We start from the raw sequence: 17,785 nt of genomic DNA on the forward strand, positions 1-17,785 counted from the left end.
CAGACTATGGCCAAGATCATCGGCATCGACCTGGGCACCACCAACTCGTGCGTGGCCGTTATGGACGGCAAGAACCCCAAGGTCATCGAGAACGCCGAGGGCAACCGCACGACGCCCTCCGTGGTCGCCATCCAGGACGGCGGCGAGACCCTGGTCGGTCAGCCGGCCAAGCGCCAATCGGTCACCAACCCGTCCAACACCTTCTTTGCGATCAAGCGCCTGATCGGCCGCCAGTTCTCGGACCCCGTCGTGGCCAAGGACAAGGCCATGGTCCCCTATGAGATCGTCAAGGGCCCGAACGGCGACGCCTGGGTCAAGGCCCACGGCAAGGACTATTCCCCGCAACAGGTTTCCGCCTTCACCCTGATGAAGATGAAGGAAGCCGCCGAGGCCTATCTGGGCGAGACCGTGACGCAGGCCGTGATCACCGTCCCCGCCTATTTCAACGACTCGCAGCGCCAGGCGACCAAGGACGCCGGCAAGATCGCGGGCCTGGAAGTCCTGCGCATCATCAACGAGCCGACGGCTGCCGCGCTGGCCTATGGCCTGGACAAGAACGACGGCCAGAAGATCGCGGTCTATGACCTGGGCGGCGGCACCTTCGACGTCTCGATCCTGGAGATCGGCGACGGCGTGTTCGAGGTGAAGTCGACCAACGGCGACACCTTCCTGGGCGGCGAAGACTTCGACGTCCGCCTGGCCGACTATCTGGCCGACGAGTTCAAGAAGGAACAGGGCGTCGACCTGCGTCAGGACAAGCTGGCCCTGCAACGTCTTCGTGAAGAGGCGGAAAAGGCCAAGAAGGAGCTGTCCTCGACGGCCCAGTACGAGGTCAACCTGCCGTTCATCACCATGAACGCCTCGGGCCCGCTGCACCTGAACATCAAGCTGAGCCGCGCGAAGCTGGAAGCTCTGGTCGACGACCTGGTCCAGCGCACCATCGAGCCCTGTGCCAAGGCGCTGAAGGACGCGGGCCTAAAGGCCTCGGACATCGACGAGGTGGTTCTGGTCGGCGGCATGACGCGGATGCCCCTGGTCCAGGAAGCCGTGAAGAAATTCTTCGGCAAGGAGCCGCACAAGGGTGTGAACCCCGATGAGGTCGTGGCCCTGGGCGCCGCCGTTCAGGCCGGCGTTCTGCAAGGCGACGTCAAGGACGTGCTGCTGCTGGACGTCACCCCCCTGACGCTCGGCATCGAGACCCTGGGCGGCGTCTTCACCCCCCTGATCGAACGCAACACCACGATCCCGACCAAGAAGAGCCAGGTGTTCTCCACCGCCGACGACAACCAGTCGGCCGTGACCATCCGGGTCTTCCAGGGCGAGCGGCCGATGGCGGCGGACAACAAGGTCCTGGGTCAGTTCGACCTGATGGGCATTCCGCCGGCACCGCGCGGCCTGCCGCAGATCGAGGTCGCCTTCGACATCGACGCCAACGGCATCGTCCACGTGACCGCCAAGGACAAGGCGACCAACAAGGAACAGTCGATCCGCATCCAGGCGAACGGCGGCCTGTCGGACGCCGACATCGACAAGATGGTCAAGGAAGCCGAGGCCAACGCCACGGCCGACAAGGCCAAGAAGGACCTGGTCGAGGCCAACAATGCGGCCGAAAGCCTGATCCACTCGACCGAAAAGGCCATGGCCGAGCACGGCGACAAGATCCAGGGCCCGGACAAGGACGCCATTGAGACGGCCCTGGCCGAGCTCAAGGCGGCCAAGGAAGCCGGCACCGACCCCGAGGACATCCGGACCAAGACCAACACCCTGGTCCAGGCCTCGATGAAGCTGGGCGAGGCCATGTACGCGCAATCGGCCGCCTCTGACGAAGACGTCACGGCCACCGCTGACGACGGCGTGGTCGACGCCGAGTTCGAGGACGTCTCGGGCGACGACGAGAAGAAGAGCGCGTAAGCCACACGCGGTCTGAAAATTGCAGGGCCCCGCTTGCCACAGGCAGGCGGGGCCTTCTTTTATGAAGGTTGCATCACAAGACCCGTTTCCCATGTGAACAGGGTCGGCGTCAGAGGATCGATCGCCCGCAGAGGCGACACCGAGACGCAAGGGATAGAGGACGAGTTCGCCCGATGGCGCGTGACTATTACGAGATTCTGGAGGTCGAGCGGACCATCGACGCTGCGGGGCTGAAATCCAGCTATCGCAAGCTGGCGATGATCCATCACCCCGACCGCAACGGCGGCTCGGAAGAGTCGATGGCCAGGTTCAAGGAGATCTCCGAGGCCTATACGGTCCTGTCGGACGAGCAAAAGCGGGCCGCCTATGACCGGTTCGGCCATGCGGGCGTCAACGGTGGCGGCGGAGGCGGCCAGCAGGGCTTCCACGACGTCAACGACATCTTCAGCCAGGTCTTCGGTGACGCGTTCGGCGACGTCTTCGGCGGGCGTCAGGGCGGACGCCAGCAGAACGGGCCGCGCCGGGGTTCGGACCTGCGCTATGACCTCGAGATCACCCTGGAGCAGGCCTACAAGGGTGCCGAGGTCGAGATCAGCGTGCCCTCGACCATGACCTGCGAGCCCTGTTCAGGATCGGGTGCCAAGCCGGGGACCAAGGCCACCACCTGTTCGACCTGTGCCGGTCAAGGCCGGGTGCGGCAGGCCAACGGTTTCTTCCAGGTCGAGCGGACCTGCCCCCGCTGCGGCGGCTCGGGCCAGATGATCGCCGAGCCCTGCCCCAGCTGTCATGGCCACGGCCAGGTCCGCAAGACCCGCACGCTGAACCTGAAGGTTCCCGCCGGGGTAGACGACGGCTCGCGCATCCGCCTGACGGGCGAGGGCGACGCGGGCGCACGCGGCGGTCCGCGCGGTGACCTCTATGTCTTCCTGTCGGTCCAGCCGCACGAACTGTTCGAGCGCGACAATCTGGATCTGCTGTGTACCGTCCCGGTGCCGATGACGGTGGCGGCCCTGGGCGGCGAGATCGAGGCGCCCTGTCTGGTGTCCGAGGCCTGTGACGGCCAGTGCAAGGCCCCGGTCGACGTGCCTGCGGGCGCCCAGACCGGCAAGACCATCCGCATCAAGGGCAAGGGCATGCCGCACCTGAACGGCCGCCAGCGCGGCGATCTGGTGGTCGAGCTGTTCGTCGAGACCCCGACCGACCTGACCGCGCGCCAGAAGGAACTGATGCAGGAACTGGCCCTGTCGTTCGGCGAGAGCCAGAACCCGCGCAACACCTCCTTCGCCGGCAAGGCCAAGCGGTTCTGGGCCGACATCCTGGGTGCCGAAGAAACCGGCAAGCGGGAAACCGCCGCGTGAGCGCGATCTTCCACGCCGGCATCTCCGGTGCGCAGGGGCGGATGGGCCGGGCGGTCGATCACGTGCTGGATGCCCGCGACGACGTCGTCGTCGCGGTGCGGTTCGACTGGGGCGACACGCCGGATCTGAGCCTTTGCGACGTGGTCATCGATTTCTCGACCGCCGAGGCCTCGGCCGCCCTGGCGACCCGCGCGGCCGAACGGGGCGGTCCGGCCCTGGTGATCGGCTCGACCGGCTTCACCGACGAACAGGACGCCGCCATCCGCGCCGCGGCCGAGAAGATCGCCATCGTGCGCAGCGGCAACTATTCCCTGGGCCTCAACATCCTGATCGGTCTGGTCGAGCACGCGGCCCAGCGGCTGGATGCACGCGACTGGGACATCGAGGTGATCGAGGCCCATCACCGGCTGAAGCTCGACGCGCCGTCCGGTACGGCCCTGATGCTGGGCGAGGCTGCCGCCAACGGTCGCAACGCCGAGCTCGCCGATGTGCGTTCCGCGCCCTATGACGGGATCACGGGCGAGCGCGAGGTCGGCAAGATCGGCTTCTCCTCCATCCGCGCGGGCGGCATCGTCGGCGATCATACCGTCCTGTTCGGCTCTCAGGACGAGACCCTGACCCTCAGCCATTCGGCCATCGACCGGTCCCTGTTCGCCAAGGGGGCCGTCGCCGCCGCCGCCTGGGTCCGGACGCGTCGGCCCGGCCTCTATGACATGCAGGACGTGCTGGGCTTCCGGCAGGCCTGAGCCGTGGCGGCCCCCGCCGAGATCGATACCGGCCTGCCCGGCTTCCGGCTATGGCACCAGGCCTTGTCGGCGACGGCCCAGGCTGCGCTGGTCGCCGAGGTCATGACCGCGATCGAGGAGGCGCCCCTCTATCAGCCGACCACGCCGGGCGGGCGGCCGTTCTCGGTGCGGATGAGCAATCTGGGGCCGCTGGGCTGGGTATCGGACCGCGCAGGCTATCGCTATCAGCCGACCCACCCCGAGACCGGTCGCGCATGGCCGGCGGTCCCGACCGTTCTGCTGCGCCTCTGGGACGATCTGACCGGCTGGGCCGCGCCGCCCGACGCCTGTCTGGTCAACCTGTACCGGGGCCCTGCGAAGATGGGGCTGCATCAGGATCGCGACGAGGCGGACACGACCGCGCCGGTGCTGTCGGTGTCGCTGGGCGACACGGCGGTGTTCCGGATCGGCCCGGCGGGCGGAGGGCCGACGCGGACAGTGCGCCTGACGTCCGGCGATGTCTGCGCCCTGACCGGACCTGCAAGGCTGGCGCGGCATGGGATCGATAGGGTGCTGGAGGGATCGTCGCAGGTCGTGCCCGGCGGCGGGCGGCTCAATCTGACGCTGAGACGCGCGCGATAAAAAAGACGCCCGGCGATCGCTCGCCGGGCGTTTTGAAGTGGTCTCTCTCACACGCCGCTATCGGGAGGGGATGACGTCCGACGCGGAAGGACGACCGCCGTCGTCCTGTGGTCAAAGTGTCACGGCCCAGAAAAAATGTCAAACGCTTCAATGTGAAGCTTTCCTGTGCTCACGGAACCACGATCAGTGAGTCGCTCCCGGATCAATTCCGGCCCGGGCGGCGGGTCGGATCGCGCAGCTGGAACAGGCTGGCGGCCAGCCCTGACGCGGGTGCCATGGAGGTCAGCTGGGTCCGCGTTCGCGAGCCTTGCGCATCGGTGATGGTCCATTCCTGAAGCCTCAGCGGCGTTCCGGCGAAGGCCAGGATGACCGAACCGTCGTTGGGTCGGCGGCTGTCGCGGGCCGTGATCGCAAAGGCCCCGGTCTGCATCCGGGTGACGCGATCGACGCGGACGCCCTGGTCGAAGCGAACGTTGCGGGCCAGGAAGGTCGACAGCGGCGTCTGGCCCAGCGGCACCTGCTGGAAGGTCTCCAGACGGGGGTCATAGCGTTTGACGTTATAGCCGTCCGACACGACCAGCAGCCCGGCGGGATTGGTATATTCGAACCGCATCTTGCCCGGCCGCTGGATATAGAACCGCCCCTCGCGCCGCTGTCCGCCCGCGCCGGTCTCTACGAAGGTCCCCTGGGCCGAGGTCAGGGCCTGGAGATAGCCCTGGGCGCGGGCCAGCGTGGCCTGGTCCTCTGCGGACAGGGGGGCCTGGGCGGCTGCGGGCCCGGTCAGCAGGGCGGGTGCAGCCAGGCCGGCGATGGCGGCGAGGCCAAATCCGAGGTCGCGGCGTGAAAAGTTCATCTGGGGTCTCCTCCCGTTCGGGATGATGGTTCGATCCTGCCGTTGTGGCGGCCCGGCGCGGCGAGGTGATGACGCCAGCCTGACCATATTCCGGCGGCCCGATGAAGCCCTGTTCAGGCGGGAAGGTTCCATGACCGAGGGTTCTGGGCTTGGGGCACGGGCGGGGAAGAGGACGTCCTATCCCAGCAGAAGCTCCGGGGCCGCCGCGTCGCTGACGGCCTCGATCGGCAGGTGCAGGATGAAGGCGGCGCCCTTGCCGGGCTCGCTCTCGACCTCGGCCCAGCCGCCGTGCAGCTCGACCAGGGCCTTGACCAGGGCCAGGCCGACGCCCGGGCCACCCCGGTCGCGGCGCACGAACCGGTCGAAGACGTGGGCCTGGAGGTGATAGGGGATGCCGCGCCCGGTGTCCTCGACGCGGATACGGACCTCGGTCTCGTTGGCCTCGGCCTTCAGCGTCACCAGACCGCCCTCCGAGATGGCGCGGACGGCGTTTTCCAGCAGATGATCCAGCGCCTGGCCGATGCGGCGGGCGTCGCCGCGGATCGCGGGCAGGCGGGCGGCGGCGAGGGCCCGCAGCACACCGCCCCGGCCCTCGACGCGCGGACGGAACCGTTCGACCGCATCGCCGAACAGGTCGGCGATCCGCACGTCGCCGAGCGTCAGCTCCATTTCGCCGGCGTCGATCTGGGCCATGTCCAGCACGTCGTCGATCGACCGGGCCAGCTGGCTGGCGGCGACGCGGATGGCGCCCGCGTGCTGGCGGTTGCGCTCGTTGAGGTCGCCCAGGGTCTCCAGCAGTTCGGAATAGCCGACGATGGTGGTCAGGGGCGTACGCAGCTCATAGCTGACCGAGCCGACGAACTCCCGTTTCAGGGCCTGGCTTTCCTCGAGCGCGGCGGCCTTGGCGGCCAGGGCCTGTTCCAGCTCGCGCCGGGCGGTGACGTCGGAGAAGGCGACCAGGGTCGCGCCGTCGGGCAGGGGCCGGGTCTGCCAGGCGGCGATCCGGCCGTCGGTGGTCCGCGCCTCGCCCGAGACGGCGACGCGGCTTTCGGGATCGGGATCGGCGACCCGTGCCTTGAGCCCCAGCCACAGACCCGCGTCGGGCATGGCGGCCTTGGCCAGTTCGGCGACGGCGTCGAAATCACCGGCCTCGACCAGCTGGTCGTTCGACAGGCCCCAGAAGGTCTCGAAGGCCTCGTTGTGCAGGCGCAGACGGCCGTCGGAGCCGAACACGGCGACCGCATCGTTCAGCTTGTCCAGGGTCGCGGTCTGGACCTGGATCTGGGCATTGTAGCGGCTGCGCAGCTTCAGCTCGTCGGTGATGTCCGAGAACAGCAGCAATATGCCGCCCAGGGGATGGGGCTGGCGCACGACCCGGAGCGTCCGGCCGTCGGGCAGGGACCAGCTGTCGTCCGGGGCCGCCTCGGACGCGCCATAGAAGTCGAGCTCGGTCGCCTTCCAGCCCGCATAGTCGATGACCTCGGGCAGTTGCCGCTTCTGGCGCAGGCGATCCAGCAGTTCGGCATGGGTCGGGCGCTCGTCCAGCCAGGCCGGATCGATGTTGAACAGGGTCTGGAAGGCGGTGTTGTGGAAGGCCAGCCGCTTGGACGGACCGAAGATAGCGACCGCGTCGGCCAGGTGGTTCAGGGTCTCGTCATGGGCCTCGACGTGCCGCCGCAGGGTGTCACGGGTCTCCTCGGCCTCGGTCATGTCGATGGCGAAGGCCAGCACCGCACCGCCCCCTTCGACCGAAACGGCCAGGGGTTCGGCCACGATCCGCCAGGCGCGGCGACGGCCGCCGCCGGTGGTCCAGCGGAAGCCTTCCTGTCGGGTGCCGATCCGCCCGGCCTCGGCCAGGATGGGCTCGGCGCCCCGGTCGAAGCTCAGCGCCCGCTCGCGCGCCTGATCGACGGTGTCGGCCCCCACCTCGGCCAGCCAGGCACGGTTGGCCCAGATCAGCCCCCCGGTCGCATCCACCACCCAGGTCGGGGCCGGCGAGGCGTCGGTCAGCAGGCCCAGGCCCGGGTCCACGCCGGTGGACGCCGCCTGTCCGGGCGACAGCCGCAGCCAGGCCAGGCCGCCCGCCGGTCGACCCTCGACGGCCCAGTCATCGATGGTCAGGTCGAAGGCAACCCCCCGCTCGACCAGACCGCGCACGGCCTCGGGGTGATTGGCATGGACGGCGGCGGCCAGGATCACGGCATCGTCGTCGGTCTCGGTGGTCGGGGTCTCGGGGGCCAGGGCCAGGCGCGCGGCGGCGACGGTCTCGGCGGCCCCGGCCAGAGAGAAGACGCCGCCACCGGCCACCAGGCCGATGCGAATGTCGTCGAAGGCGCTCAGGGCCCCGTCGCGCTCGGCCTCGGCGCGTTTCTGGCGGGCCGCCGCGGCCTCAACCGCCGCCTCGCGCGCGGCCAGACCGGCGCGCAGCCGCAAGGCCCAGGCGCTGACCGCCAGCGCCAGACCCGCCGCTCCCGCCGCCGCCACATAGGCGATTTCGGCTTCCGCCATGGATTTCACCCGCCGATTCGGCGTTTACCATAGTCGAATTGGCGCGGATTGCATGGGGGGTGGGGCGGTTGGTGATTAGTGGCTAGTGATTGGTGGTTGGGGACGTTGTTCGATCCGCGACGAGCAACCACTAATCACCAGTCACTAACCACTCAGGACCGCACTGTGCCGGACAATCCCACCTGGACCGACCAGCCCGCCCCCTCGCTCGACGATTTCGCGCGTCTGGCGCAGCAGGCCTTCGCCGACCTGCCCGCGCCGTTTCGGGCGGCGGCAGGCGAGGTGGTGATCCGCATCGACGACTTCGCCGACGACGAGACCCTGGCGTCCTTCGGGATGGAGGACCCGTTCGAGCTGACGGGCCTGTACTCCGGCGTGGACATCGGCAGCCGCGATGCCCTGGGCCCGGCGGCGGAACCCTCGCGCATCTTCCTGTACCGCCGGCCGATCCTGGACGAATGGTGCGAGCGGGGCGACGTCGGGCTGTCGGAGATCATCGCCCACGTCCTGATCCACGAAATCGGCCACCACTTCGGCCTCGACGACGACCAGATCCACGCGATCGAGGATGGGGAGTGATTGGTGATTGGTGGTTAGTGGTTGGTGACTTCCGGTTTCGCAGCCGAGAGAACACGGTCGAACAGCCCCGTCCCAATCACGAACCACTAACCACTAACCACTAATCACAGACCTCTCGCTCTGTGTCAGCCCACGCCTTAAATCCAGCGCGATCCGTGCTATAAGGCCCATCCGCCTCCGCATCAGGATATCCTCTTGAGCATCACGCTCGATCTCACGCGCACGACGCCCGCGCCCAAGGCTCCCGTCAACCTCGCCGGTCTGACGCGTCCGGACCTGCGTCAGGCGATGATCGACGGGGGCATCTGTCCGCCGGAGAAGGCGCGGATGCGGGCCAGCCAAGTTTGGCGCTGGATCCATCACTACGGCGTCACTGACTTCGCCCTGATGAGCGACGTCGCCAAGGACACGCGGGCCAAGCTGGCCGAGACCTTCACCCTGGCCCGACCCGAGATCGTCGAGCGCCAGGTGTCCAAGGACGGCACCCGCAAATGGCTGATCCGCACCGCGCCGGGCATCGAGGTCGAGGCGGTCTATATCCCCGACGTGGGCCGTGCCGGGGCCCTGTGCGTGTCGTCACAGGTCGGCTGCACCCTGAACTGCACCTTCTGCCATACGGGCACGCAAAAGCTGGTCAGGAACCTGACCACGGCCGAGATCGTGGCCCAGGTGCAGGTCGCGCGCGACGATCTGGAGGAATGGCCGTCGCCCAGCGAGGACCGCCGGCTGTCCAACATCGTCTTCATGGGCATGGGCGAGCCGCTCTACAATCTGGACGCGGTGTCCGACGCCATCGACATCATCTCCGACCCCGAGGGTATCTCCCTGTCGCGCCGCCGGATCACGGTCTCGACCAGTGGCGTGGTCCCGCAGCTGGAGCCGCTGGGCACCCGCACTCAGGCCATGCTGGCGATCAGCCTGCACGCCACCAACGATGCCCTGCGCGACGTCCTGGTGCCGCTGAACAAGAAATATCCGCTGGACCAGCTGATGGCCGGCATCCGCGCCTATCCGGGCCTGTCGAACGCGCGGCGGGTGACCTTCGAATACGTCATGCTCAAGGGCGTCAACGATAGTCCCGCCGAGGCCCGCGCCCTGGTCAGGCTGATCGACGGCCTGCCGGCCAAGGTGAACCTGATCCCGTTCAACCCCTGGCCCGGCACCGATTATGAGTGTTCGGACTGGAAGACGATCGAGACCTTCGCCGCCATCCTGAACAAGGCCGGCTTCGCCAGCCCCATCCGCACCCCCCGCGGCCGCGACATCCTCGCCGCCTGCGGCCAGCTCAAGTCCGAAAGCGAAAAGTTGCGGGCGTCGGCGGTCAGGAAGGCCGAACAGGGGGCCGTGGAGGCGGCTTAGGACGACCGTAGGCAATCCTCTGGATGACCCAGCCGACGACGGCTCCGTCGAGGGCGAGCAACAACCAGTTGATGTCGGGTGCTCCGCCGGCAGTTATCAAGAGGAGCGCCGAGCCCGCAAACGTCAGAACACCGCCGACGACTGTCGCCGTCCATGCGGATGTTTGCCTGCTGCGATGCAACCACCACCATACCGGTCCGCCCAGAAGGAGCACGCCCACACCGAATGCGATGCTGGCAAATGTCGCAGCAGCAAAGACCAGGAAGGTCGAAATTATGAAGTCTGGACCGGTCAGGTCTGCAGACACCAGGCCTTGGATGACAAACCAGGCTCCTACAAGAATTCCGCCGACGGTGGGACCGGCAAGGAAAGCCAAGGCAACTCTACCCGCTGAGGTCGTTCTGTTCACAGAGGCCTCGCTGTCTCGAGTGCGGCGGATAGACCAATAGATGTCTCCGGTGTCCGAATATCCCACGCCAGCCCAACGCTTTCCAGCGACTGGATGAACCAGCCCCAGTCGCTCTGGTCGGATAGGGGTCGAGCCCGGATAGCGAGATGGTTGTCGTGACAAGCCTCACGCCATCGGCGGGGGCCCGGCCAGAATGTCGCGCTTGCCGGCGTGGTTGGCGGCAGAGACGACGCCTTCCTGCTCCATCCGCTCGATCAGGGAGGCGGCGCGGTTGTAGCCGATCTGGAGTCGGCGCTGGACGTAGCTGGTCGAGGCCTTGCGGTCGCGGGTGACCACGGCGACGGCGCGGTCGTAGAGGTCGTCGCCTGAGCCTCCGCCGTCCTCGCCACCCATGGCCGCGTCGCCGTCGCCGTCGGGGTCGTCGGTGATCAGGTCGAGGTAGTCGGGCTCGGCCTGGGCCCTCAGGTGTTTGCAGACGTCCTCGACCTCCTTGTCGTCCACAAAGGGGCCGTGCAGGCGGGTGATGCGGCCGCCGCCGGCCATGTAGAGCATGTCCCCCTGGCCCAGCAGTTGTTCGCCGCCCTGTTCGCCCAGGATGGTGCGGCTGTCGATCTTGGAGGTGACCTGGAAGGAGATGCGGGTCGGGAAGTTGGCCTTGATGGTGCCGGTAATGACGTCCACCGACGGGCGTTGCGTGGCCATGATCAGGTGGATGCCGGCGGCCCGCGCCATCTGGGCCAGGCGCTGGACCGCCCCCTCGACGTCCTTGCCGGCGACCAGCATCAGGTCGGCCATCTCGTCCATGACCACGACCAGATAGGGCATGGGTTCGGGCCGGATCTTCTCGCTCTCATAGACCGGTCGGCCCTGATCGTCGAAGCCGGTCTGGACCGTGCGCTCGAAATGCTCACCCTTGGCCTGGGCCTCGCGGGCGCGATCGTTGTAGCTGGCGACGTTGCGCACCCCCAGCTTGGACATCCGGCGATAGCGGTCCTCCATCTCGCGCACTGTCCATTTCAGGGCGACGACGGCCTTCTTCGGATCGGTGACGACGGGGGCCAGCAGGTGCGGGATGCCGTCATAGACCGACAGCTCGAGCATCTTGGGGTCGATCATGATGAAGCGGCATTCGGCGGGCGAGTGCCGATACAGGATCGACAGGATCATGGCGTTGACCCCGACCGACTTGCCCGAGCCGGTGGTGCCCGCGATCAGCAGGTGGGGCATGCGCGCCAGATCGGCGACATAGGGCTCGCCGCCGATGGTCTCGCCGAGCGCGAGCGGCAGCAGATGGCCCTTCTTGTCGTATTCGGCGCTGGCCAGCAGGTCGCGCAGATAGACGGTCTCGCGCTTGGCATTGGGCAGTTCGATGCCGATGGCGTTGCGCCCCTGGACCACGCTGATGCGACAGGCGCGGGCCGACATGGAGCGGGCGATGTCGTCGGACAGGGCGACGACCCGGCCGTGCTTGACGCCGGGGGCGGGGGCCAGTTCGTACAGGGTGACGACGGGGCCGGGGCGGATCTGGTCGATCACCCCGCGCACCCCGAACTCGGCCAGGACGCCCTCCAGCATCTTGGCGTTCTGCTTCAGGGCATGTTCGTCCACGGCCCCGACGCGGGCCAGCGGCTTGGTCAGGATGCCCAGCGGCGGCAGGTCGAAGCTGCCTTCGGGACGGGTGAACTCGAAGCCGATCTGATCGTCGTCCACGGCGCGCTTCTTGGGGGCCTTGGGCGCGGCGACGCGGGGCTCGGAGGCGGCGATGGGGGCGGGCGCATAGGGCGCGGGATCTTCCCACGGCGGCGATGCGTCGGCGTCGTCCAGCGCGGGCTCCTCGACGGGCGCGCGGTTGCGGGTCGAAAGCGCAGGCTCGACCTCGGGCATGATCAGGGGCGCAGCGGTCGGGGCGGCGCGCGGCGCGCGGGCCTTGCGGGCGGGTGGGGCCGCGACCGGCGCAGGCCGACGGCGCAGGCCAGAGGCCCAGGCGGTGGCCTCGCCGAAATCCGAAATGCGCAGGCCCACGGCATAGCCGGTGGCCCACAGGCCCAGACCGCCAAACAGCAGGCCGACAATGATCGCCGCGCCGGGGATGCGCAGGGCGGTCAGGCCGCCGATGGTCACGCCGGACACGGCGTCTCCCCACAGGCCGCCCATGCCGGCCGCCAGCGGCCATGCGGCGGGAGCGGCCAGGGCCGAAAGCGCGGCCGACAGCATCAGGACGCCGCCGGTGGCCGACAGGGCCTTCAGCGGCGTGGGTTTGAGCCTTTGCTGGATGGCCTCACCGATCGCGTGGGCCAGGCCGAAGGCGATCAGCAGGGCGGTCATGGGCCAGGCGGCCAGGCCCAGGGACTGCATGGCCAGGTCGGCGAACAGGGCCCCGTTGTCGCCCAGCCAGTTGGTCGCGGGCGCGCCCGAGGACGCGTTGATACTGGGGTCAGCCGGGTTCCACGACACCAGCGCCACCGCCAGCAGGGTCGCCAGCAGGGCCTGAAGCACGCCCCGGAACCGCACCATGAAGGGCGCGTCCCACAGCACACGGGCGCTCAGCCAGGCCCGATTGCCGATGATCATGACGGCGGACATACGAAACGCGGCTCTCCGGAAGGGTCGAGCCGCGAGTGTCGCGCGGACAGGGTTAAGGGGGCATTTACCAGCACGGCGAATGCCCCCTCATGGCCTCAGTTCGGGCGGGAGATGGTTTCGAGCGCCTCGCCCGCGTATTTCTCCTTAACGCGGGTGGACAGGTCGCCGAGCGAGACGACACCGACCAGCCGCTCATGCTTGTCCACGACCGGCAGGCGGCGGATCTTGCCGGCGGCCATGGCGTCGAGCGCGGCCTGGAGCGGGTCGGAATCGAGCACGGTGGTAACGGTCGCGCTCATGGCCTGGCTCACCGTCGCCTCGGGGCCGAGGCCGGCGCCCACGGCACGAATGGCGATGTCGCGGTCGGTGATGGCGCCGACCAGCTTGTCGCCGTCGGCGACGGGGATGAAGCCGAAATCGCCGGCACCCATCCGGGCCGCCACCTCGCGCAGGCTGTCGGTCGGCCGGGCGACCTGGACATCCTTGCTCATCACATCGCGAATTCGCATCGATCGTCTCCTTGAAAGGGGTGTGCGTCAGAACCCGGCCCAACGGCGACGGTTCCTTGTCGGGGCCTACGGCGCTACAGCCGGGGGCCAGACGAGAGAGCCCCGATGACCGATCCGACCCCCGCCCAGACCTCCATCGCCGCCGAACAGGCGCGCGCGATCCTGTCCCGGCTGGGCGTGCCGGATGCCGTCTGGAGCGAGGGCGGTGTGACGGCGCGCTCGCCCATCGACGGGTCGGAGGCGGGGACGCTGGCCGCCGCGACGCCGGATGCGGTCGAAGCCGCAATCGATCGGTCGGTGCAGGCGTTCCTGAGCTGGCGGCGCGTGCCGGCGCCCCGGCGCGGCGAACTGGTCCGGCTACTCGGCGAGGAACTGAGGGCGTCGAAGGACGACCTGGCCATGCTGGTCACCCTGGAGGCCGGCAAGGTCGTGTCCGAGGGCCTGGGCGAGGTGCAGGAGATGATCGACATCTGCGACTTTGCTGTCGGCCTGTCGCGCCAGTTGTACGGCCTGACCCTGCCGAGCGAACGGCCGGGGCACCACATGCGCGAGACCTGGCAGCCCCTGGGACCGGTGGCGATCATCACGGCGTTCAACTTTCCGGTCGCGGTCTGGGCCTGGAACGCGGCCCTGGCCCTTGTCTGTGGCGACCCCGTGATCTGGAAGCCGTCGGAAAAGACGCCGATGACGGCCCTGGCGGTGCAGGCGGTGTTCGACCGGGCCATGGCGAGATTTGGCGATGCGCCCGAGGGCCTGGCGCAACTGTTGATCGGGGAGCGCGGTGTCGGTGAGACGCTGGCGGCCGACCCGCGCGTGGCGCTCGTTTCCGCGACCGGCTCGACGCGGATGGGCCGGGCGGTCGCGACGGCGGTGGCCGGGCGGCTGGGTAGGTCGCTGCTGGAGCTGGGCGGCAACAATGCCATGATCGTGACGCCGTCCGCCGATCTGGAGATGGCGGTGCGGGCCATCGCCTTTTCCGCCGTCGGCACGGCCGGTCAGCGATGCACGACTTTGCGTCGGCTACTGGTGCACGAGGACGTGGCCCCGGCCCTGCTGGAGCGGCTGGTCAAGGCCTATGAGACCCTGCCCTGCGGCGACCCGCGCGAGGCCGGCGTTCTGGTCGGGCCGCTGATCGACGAGGACGCCGGCGCGGCCTTCGACGACGCTCTGAGACAGGCCGAGGGTGAAGGAGGCGAGGTCCTCGTCGGCGGGACCCGGCCCCGGTCGCCGGGCATCTATGTGCGGCCCGCCATCGTCCGGATGCCGGGCCAGACGGATGTGGTCCGGCACGAGACCTTCGCCCCCATCCTCTATGTCGTGACCTGGAAGACCTTCGACGAGGCGGTCGAGATGCAGAATGCGGTGCCGCAGGGGCTGAGTTCCTGCGTCTTCACCGACTCGGTGCGTGAGGCGGAGGCCTTCCTGTCGGCCTGGGGTTCGGACTGCGGCATTGCCAACGTCAATATCGGCCCGTCCGGCGCCGAGATCGGCGGGGCCTTCGGTGGCGAAAAGGACACCGGAGGTGGGCGCGAATCCGGTTCCGACGCCTGGAAAGCCTATATGCGCCGCCAGACCCAGACGGTGAATTTCTCGGCGGAACTGCCGTTGGCGCAAGGGGTGCGGTTCGACGTCTGACGCTTCTTACTTGACGTTGACGTAAACGTAGGCTTTGTGGCGCTCACGCTCGAACCGTCCTGAATGGAGACTGAGTCACATGGCCGACGCTTATATCTACGACGCGGTGCGCACGCCGCGCGGCAAGGGCAAGAAGGACGGTTCCCTGCACGAGATCACGGCGCTCAGTCTGGCCTCGCAGGTTCTGGAGGCGCTGCGTGATCGCAACGATCTCGATACGTCCAGGGTCGACGACGTCATCCTGGGCTGCGTGACGCCCATCGGGGAACAGGGCGCCGACATCGCGCGCACCGCCGTTCTGGCGGCCGGCTGGGCCCAGACGACGGCCGGCGTTCAGGTCAACCGCTTCTGCGCCTCGGGCCTGGAAGCCGTGAACATGGCGACCGCCAAGGTGAAATCCGGCGAGGCCGATTTCGCGGTCGGCGGCGGCATCGAGGCCATGAGCCGCGTGCCCATGAGCTCGGACGGCGGCGCCTGGCCGATCGACCCCTCGGCGGCCATCGCGGCCTATTTCGCGCCCCAGGGCGTCTCGGCCGACATGATCGCCACCAAGTATGGCTTCAGCCGCGACGACGTGGACGCCTATGCGGTCGAGAGCCACAAGCGCGCTGCCCGCGCCTGGGCCGAGGGCCGGTTCTCGAAATCGGTCGTGGCGGTCAAGGATCAGCTGGGCCTGGTCCGGCTGGACCATGACGAGACCATCCGCCCGACCACCGACATGCAGTCCCTGGGCGGGCTGAACCCCTCCTTCGCCATGATGGGCGAGATGGCCTTCGACGCCGTGATCGGCCAGCGTTACCCCGAGGTCGAGCGCGTCAACCACGTCCATACCCCCGGCAACTCGTCCGGTATCGTCGATGGATCGGCCGGCGTCCTGATCGGCACGCTTGAGGCCGGCAAGGCCCTCGGCCTCAAGCCGCGGGCGAAGATCCTGGGCGGCGCCTCGATCGGCTCCGAGCCGTCGATCATGCTGACCGGACCGGAATATGTGACCCGCAAGCTGCTCGGCAAGCTGGGCATGACCACGGCCGACATCGACCTGTGGGAGCTGAACGAGGCCTTCGCCGCCGTCGTGCTGCGCTACATGCAGGCGCTCGACATCGACCACGCGAAAATGAATGTTAACGGCGGCGGCATCTCGATGGGCCACCCGCTGGGGGCCACCGGGGCCATGATCACCGGCATCGCCCTGGACGAGCTGGAGCGGTCGAACCAGTCCACCGCCCTGATCACACTGTGCATCGGCGGCGGCATGGGCACCGCCACCGTCATCGAACGCGTTTGAGGATCACACCGATGGAAAACTTCAAGATCGACGTCGACGCCGACGGTATCGCGCTCGTCACCTTCGACGTGCCAGGCCAGTCGATGAACACCCTGACCAATGGCGTCATGGCCGAGCTGCCGACCCTGGTCGAACGTCTCAAGACCGACGACGCCATCAAGGGCGCGGTGATCACCTCGGGCAAGGCCTCGGGCTTCTGCGCGGGCGCTGACCTCGGCGACATCTCCGGCGGAATGCTGGCGGGCGGCGGGGGCCTTCAGGGCGCCTATGACGCCGGCTGGCGCTTCAACGGGGCCCTGCGCGCGCTGGAGACCTGCGGCAAGCCGGTGGCGGCCGCGATCAACGGCCTTGCGCTGGGTGGCGGTCTGGAGCTGGCTCTGGCCTGCCACTACCGCGTGGTCGGCGACAGCCCCAAGATCCAGCTGGGCCTGCCCGAGATCAAGGTCGGCCTGTTCCCCGGCGGTGGCGGCACCCAGCGTCTGCCGCGCCTGATCGGCGTCCAGGCGGCACTGATGGCCATGACGGCGGGTTCCTCGTGGCGTCCGAATGACGCCAAGGGTGCGGGCGTGGTGCATGAGGTCGTCGCCCCGGGCACCGAGGTCGAGGCCGCCAAGGCCTGGCTCAAGGCCGGCGGCAAGGGCGTCCAGCCCTGGGACACCAAGGAATTCAAGATCCCCGGCGGCGGCCCCTACCACCCGGCCGGAATGCAGAATTTCCTCGTCGGCAACGCGATGATCCGCAAGCAGTCGTATGGAAATTTCCCGGCCGCCATCAACCTGATGAAGGCGGTTTATGAGGGCCTGCAGGTGCCGATGGACGCAGCCCTGCGGATCGAGACCCGCTATTTCATCAAGACCCTGATGACGCCCCAGGCCCAGGCGATGATCCGGTCCCTGTTCCTGTCCAAGCAGGAGCTCGACAAGGGTGCCGTGCGTCCCGCCGGTATCCCCAAGTCCGATCCCAAGAAGGTCACGGTCATCGGCGCGGGCATGATGGGCGCGGGCATCGCCTATGTTCAGGCCCTGGCCGGGATCGAGACCATATTGATCGACCGCGATCAGGACGCCGCCGACAAGGGCAAGGCGCACGTCGCCGACCTGCTCAAGAAGCGTCTGTCCAAGGGCGCGATCGATCAGGCCAAATACGACGCCCTGCTGGGTTCGGTCACGGCGACCACCGACTATGACCTGATCAAGGGCTCCGACCTGGTCATCGAGGCCGTGTTCGAGAACCGCGAGATCAAGGCCGACGTGACCAAGCGGGCCGAGGCCCAGCTGGCCCCGGGTGCCATCTTCGGCTCCAACACCTCGACCCTGCCGATCACCGGCCTGGCCGAGGCCAGCGTCCGGCCCGAGGACTTCATCGGCATCCACTTCTTCTCGCCCGTCGACAAGATGATGCTGGTCGAGATCATCCTGGGCGAGAAGAC

Annotated in this window: 13 protein-coding genes; 9 read left to right on the forward strand and 4 right to left on the reverse strand. The window is 68.2% G+C overall.

Going from position 1 to position 17,785, the window contains the following annotated elements; translation table 11 throughout:
* Nucleotides 1–6: 6 nt before the first annotated feature.
* The 4 genes from dnaK (at nt 7) to ACILQR_RS04245 (ending at nt 4,636) form a co-directional block, all read left to right on the forward strand.
* Entirely contained in the window at nt 7–1,911 is a 1,905-nt protein-coding gene (dnaK, locus tag ACILQR_RS04230) for a molecular chaperone DnaK (RefSeq protein WP_271145644.1), read from the forward strand.
* A gap of 173 nt (nt 1,912–2,084) precedes the next feature.
* Nucleotides 2,085–3,269, forward strand: a complete 1,185-nt coding sequence (dnaJ, locus tag ACILQR_RS04235; protein ID WP_395650244.1) for a molecular chaperone DnaJ — start codon at nt 2,085–2,087, stop codon at nt 3,267–3,269.
* Nucleotides 3,266–4,015: a 4-hydroxy-tetrahydrodipicolinate reductase gene (gene dapB, locus ACILQR_RS04240; protein WP_395650245.1), complete on the forward strand. Its 750-nt coding sequence runs from the start codon at nt 3,266–3,268 to the stop codon at nt 4,013–4,015. The genes dnaJ and dapB overlap by 4 nt, the downstream gene beginning before the upstream one ends.
* Nucleotides 4,016–4,018: 3 nt before the next feature.
* Nucleotides 4,019–4,636 (forward strand): alpha-ketoglutarate-dependent dioxygenase AlkB, encoded by a 618-nt coding sequence (locus ACILQR_RS04245; RefSeq protein WP_395650246.1) that lies wholly within the window; start codon nt 4,019–4,021, stop codon nt 4,634–4,636.
* Nucleotides 4,637–4,838: 202 nt separating this feature from the next.
* On the opposite strand, the gene ACILQR_RS04250 is transcribed toward ACILQR_RS04245, so the two are convergent.
* Both ACILQR_RS04250 and ACILQR_RS04255 read right to left on the reverse strand, forming a co-directional pair.
* Nucleotides 4,839–5,489: an outer membrane lipoprotein carrier protein LolA gene (locus tag ACILQR_RS04250; protein ID WP_395650247.1), complete on the reverse strand. Its 651-nt coding sequence runs from the start codon at nt 5,487–5,489 to the stop codon at nt 4,839–4,841.
* A 177-nt stretch (nt 5,490–5,666) separates the two neighbouring features.
* Entirely contained in the window at nt 5,667–7,997 is a 2,331-nt protein-coding gene (locus ACILQR_RS04255; RefSeq protein WP_395650248.1) for an ATP-binding protein, read from the reverse strand.
* Nucleotides 7,998–8,162: 165 nt separating this feature from the next.
* Here ACILQR_RS04255 and ACILQR_RS04260 point away from each other — a divergent pair, with 165 nt between their 5' ends.
* Nucleotides 8,163–8,576 carry a metallopeptidase family protein gene (locus ACILQR_RS04260; RefSeq protein WP_395650249.1) on the forward strand — a complete coding sequence of 138 codons (414 nt, stop codon included), beginning with the start codon at nt 8,163–8,165 and terminating at the stop codon, nt 8,574–8,576.
* A gap of 195 nt (nt 8,577–8,771) precedes the next feature.
* A complete protein-coding gene (gene rlmN / locus ACILQR_RS04265; RefSeq protein ID WP_395650250.1) occupies nt 8,772–9,935 on the forward strand; it encodes a 23S rRNA (adenine(2503)-C(2))-methyltransferase RlmN in 1,164 nt (387 codons plus the stop codon).
* 574 nt (nt 9,936–10,509) lie between these two features.
* Here the strand turns inward: rlmN and ACILQR_RS04270 are convergent.
* Complete coding sequence (locus ACILQR_RS04270) at nt 10,510–12,927, reverse strand: DNA translocase FtsK 4TM domain-containing protein (RefSeq protein ID WP_395650251.1); 2,418 nt, start codon at nt 12,925–12,927, stop codon at nt 10,510–10,512.
* A 95-nt stretch (nt 12,928–13,022) separates the two neighbouring features.
* Nucleotides 13,023–13,436 (reverse strand): CBS domain-containing protein, encoded by a 414-nt coding sequence (locus ACILQR_RS04275; RefSeq protein ID WP_395650252.1) that lies wholly within the window; start codon nt 13,434–13,436, stop codon nt 13,023–13,025.
* A 105-nt stretch (nt 13,437–13,541) separates the two neighbouring features.
* Here ACILQR_RS04275 and ACILQR_RS04280 point away from each other — a divergent pair, with 105 nt between their 5' ends.
* From ACILQR_RS04280 to ACILQR_RS04290, 3 genes are all read left to right on the forward strand, one after another.
* Complete coding sequence (locus ACILQR_RS04280; RefSeq protein WP_395650253.1) at nt 13,542–15,071, forward strand: aldehyde dehydrogenase family protein; 1,530 nt, start codon at nt 13,542–13,544, stop codon at nt 15,069–15,071.
* A 79-nt stretch (nt 15,072–15,150) separates the two neighbouring features.
* On the forward strand, nt 15,151–16,356 hold the full coding sequence (locus ACILQR_RS04285; protein ID WP_271145633.1) for an acetyl-CoA C-acetyltransferase: 1,206 nt from the start codon (nt 15,151–15,153) through the stop codon (nt 16,354–16,356).
* A gap of 11 nt (nt 16,357–16,367) precedes the next feature.
* On the forward strand, nt 16,368–17,785 hold a 1,418-nt coding region (locus tag ACILQR_RS04290), incomplete at its 3' end, for a 3-hydroxyacyl-CoA dehydrogenase NAD-binding domain-containing protein (protein WP_395650254.1).

This window comes from Brevundimonas sp. (assembly GCF_044239655.1).
In the GTDB taxonomy this organism is placed as follows: Bacteria; Pseudomonadota; Alphaproteobacteria; order Caulobacterales; family Caulobacteraceae; genus Brevundimonas.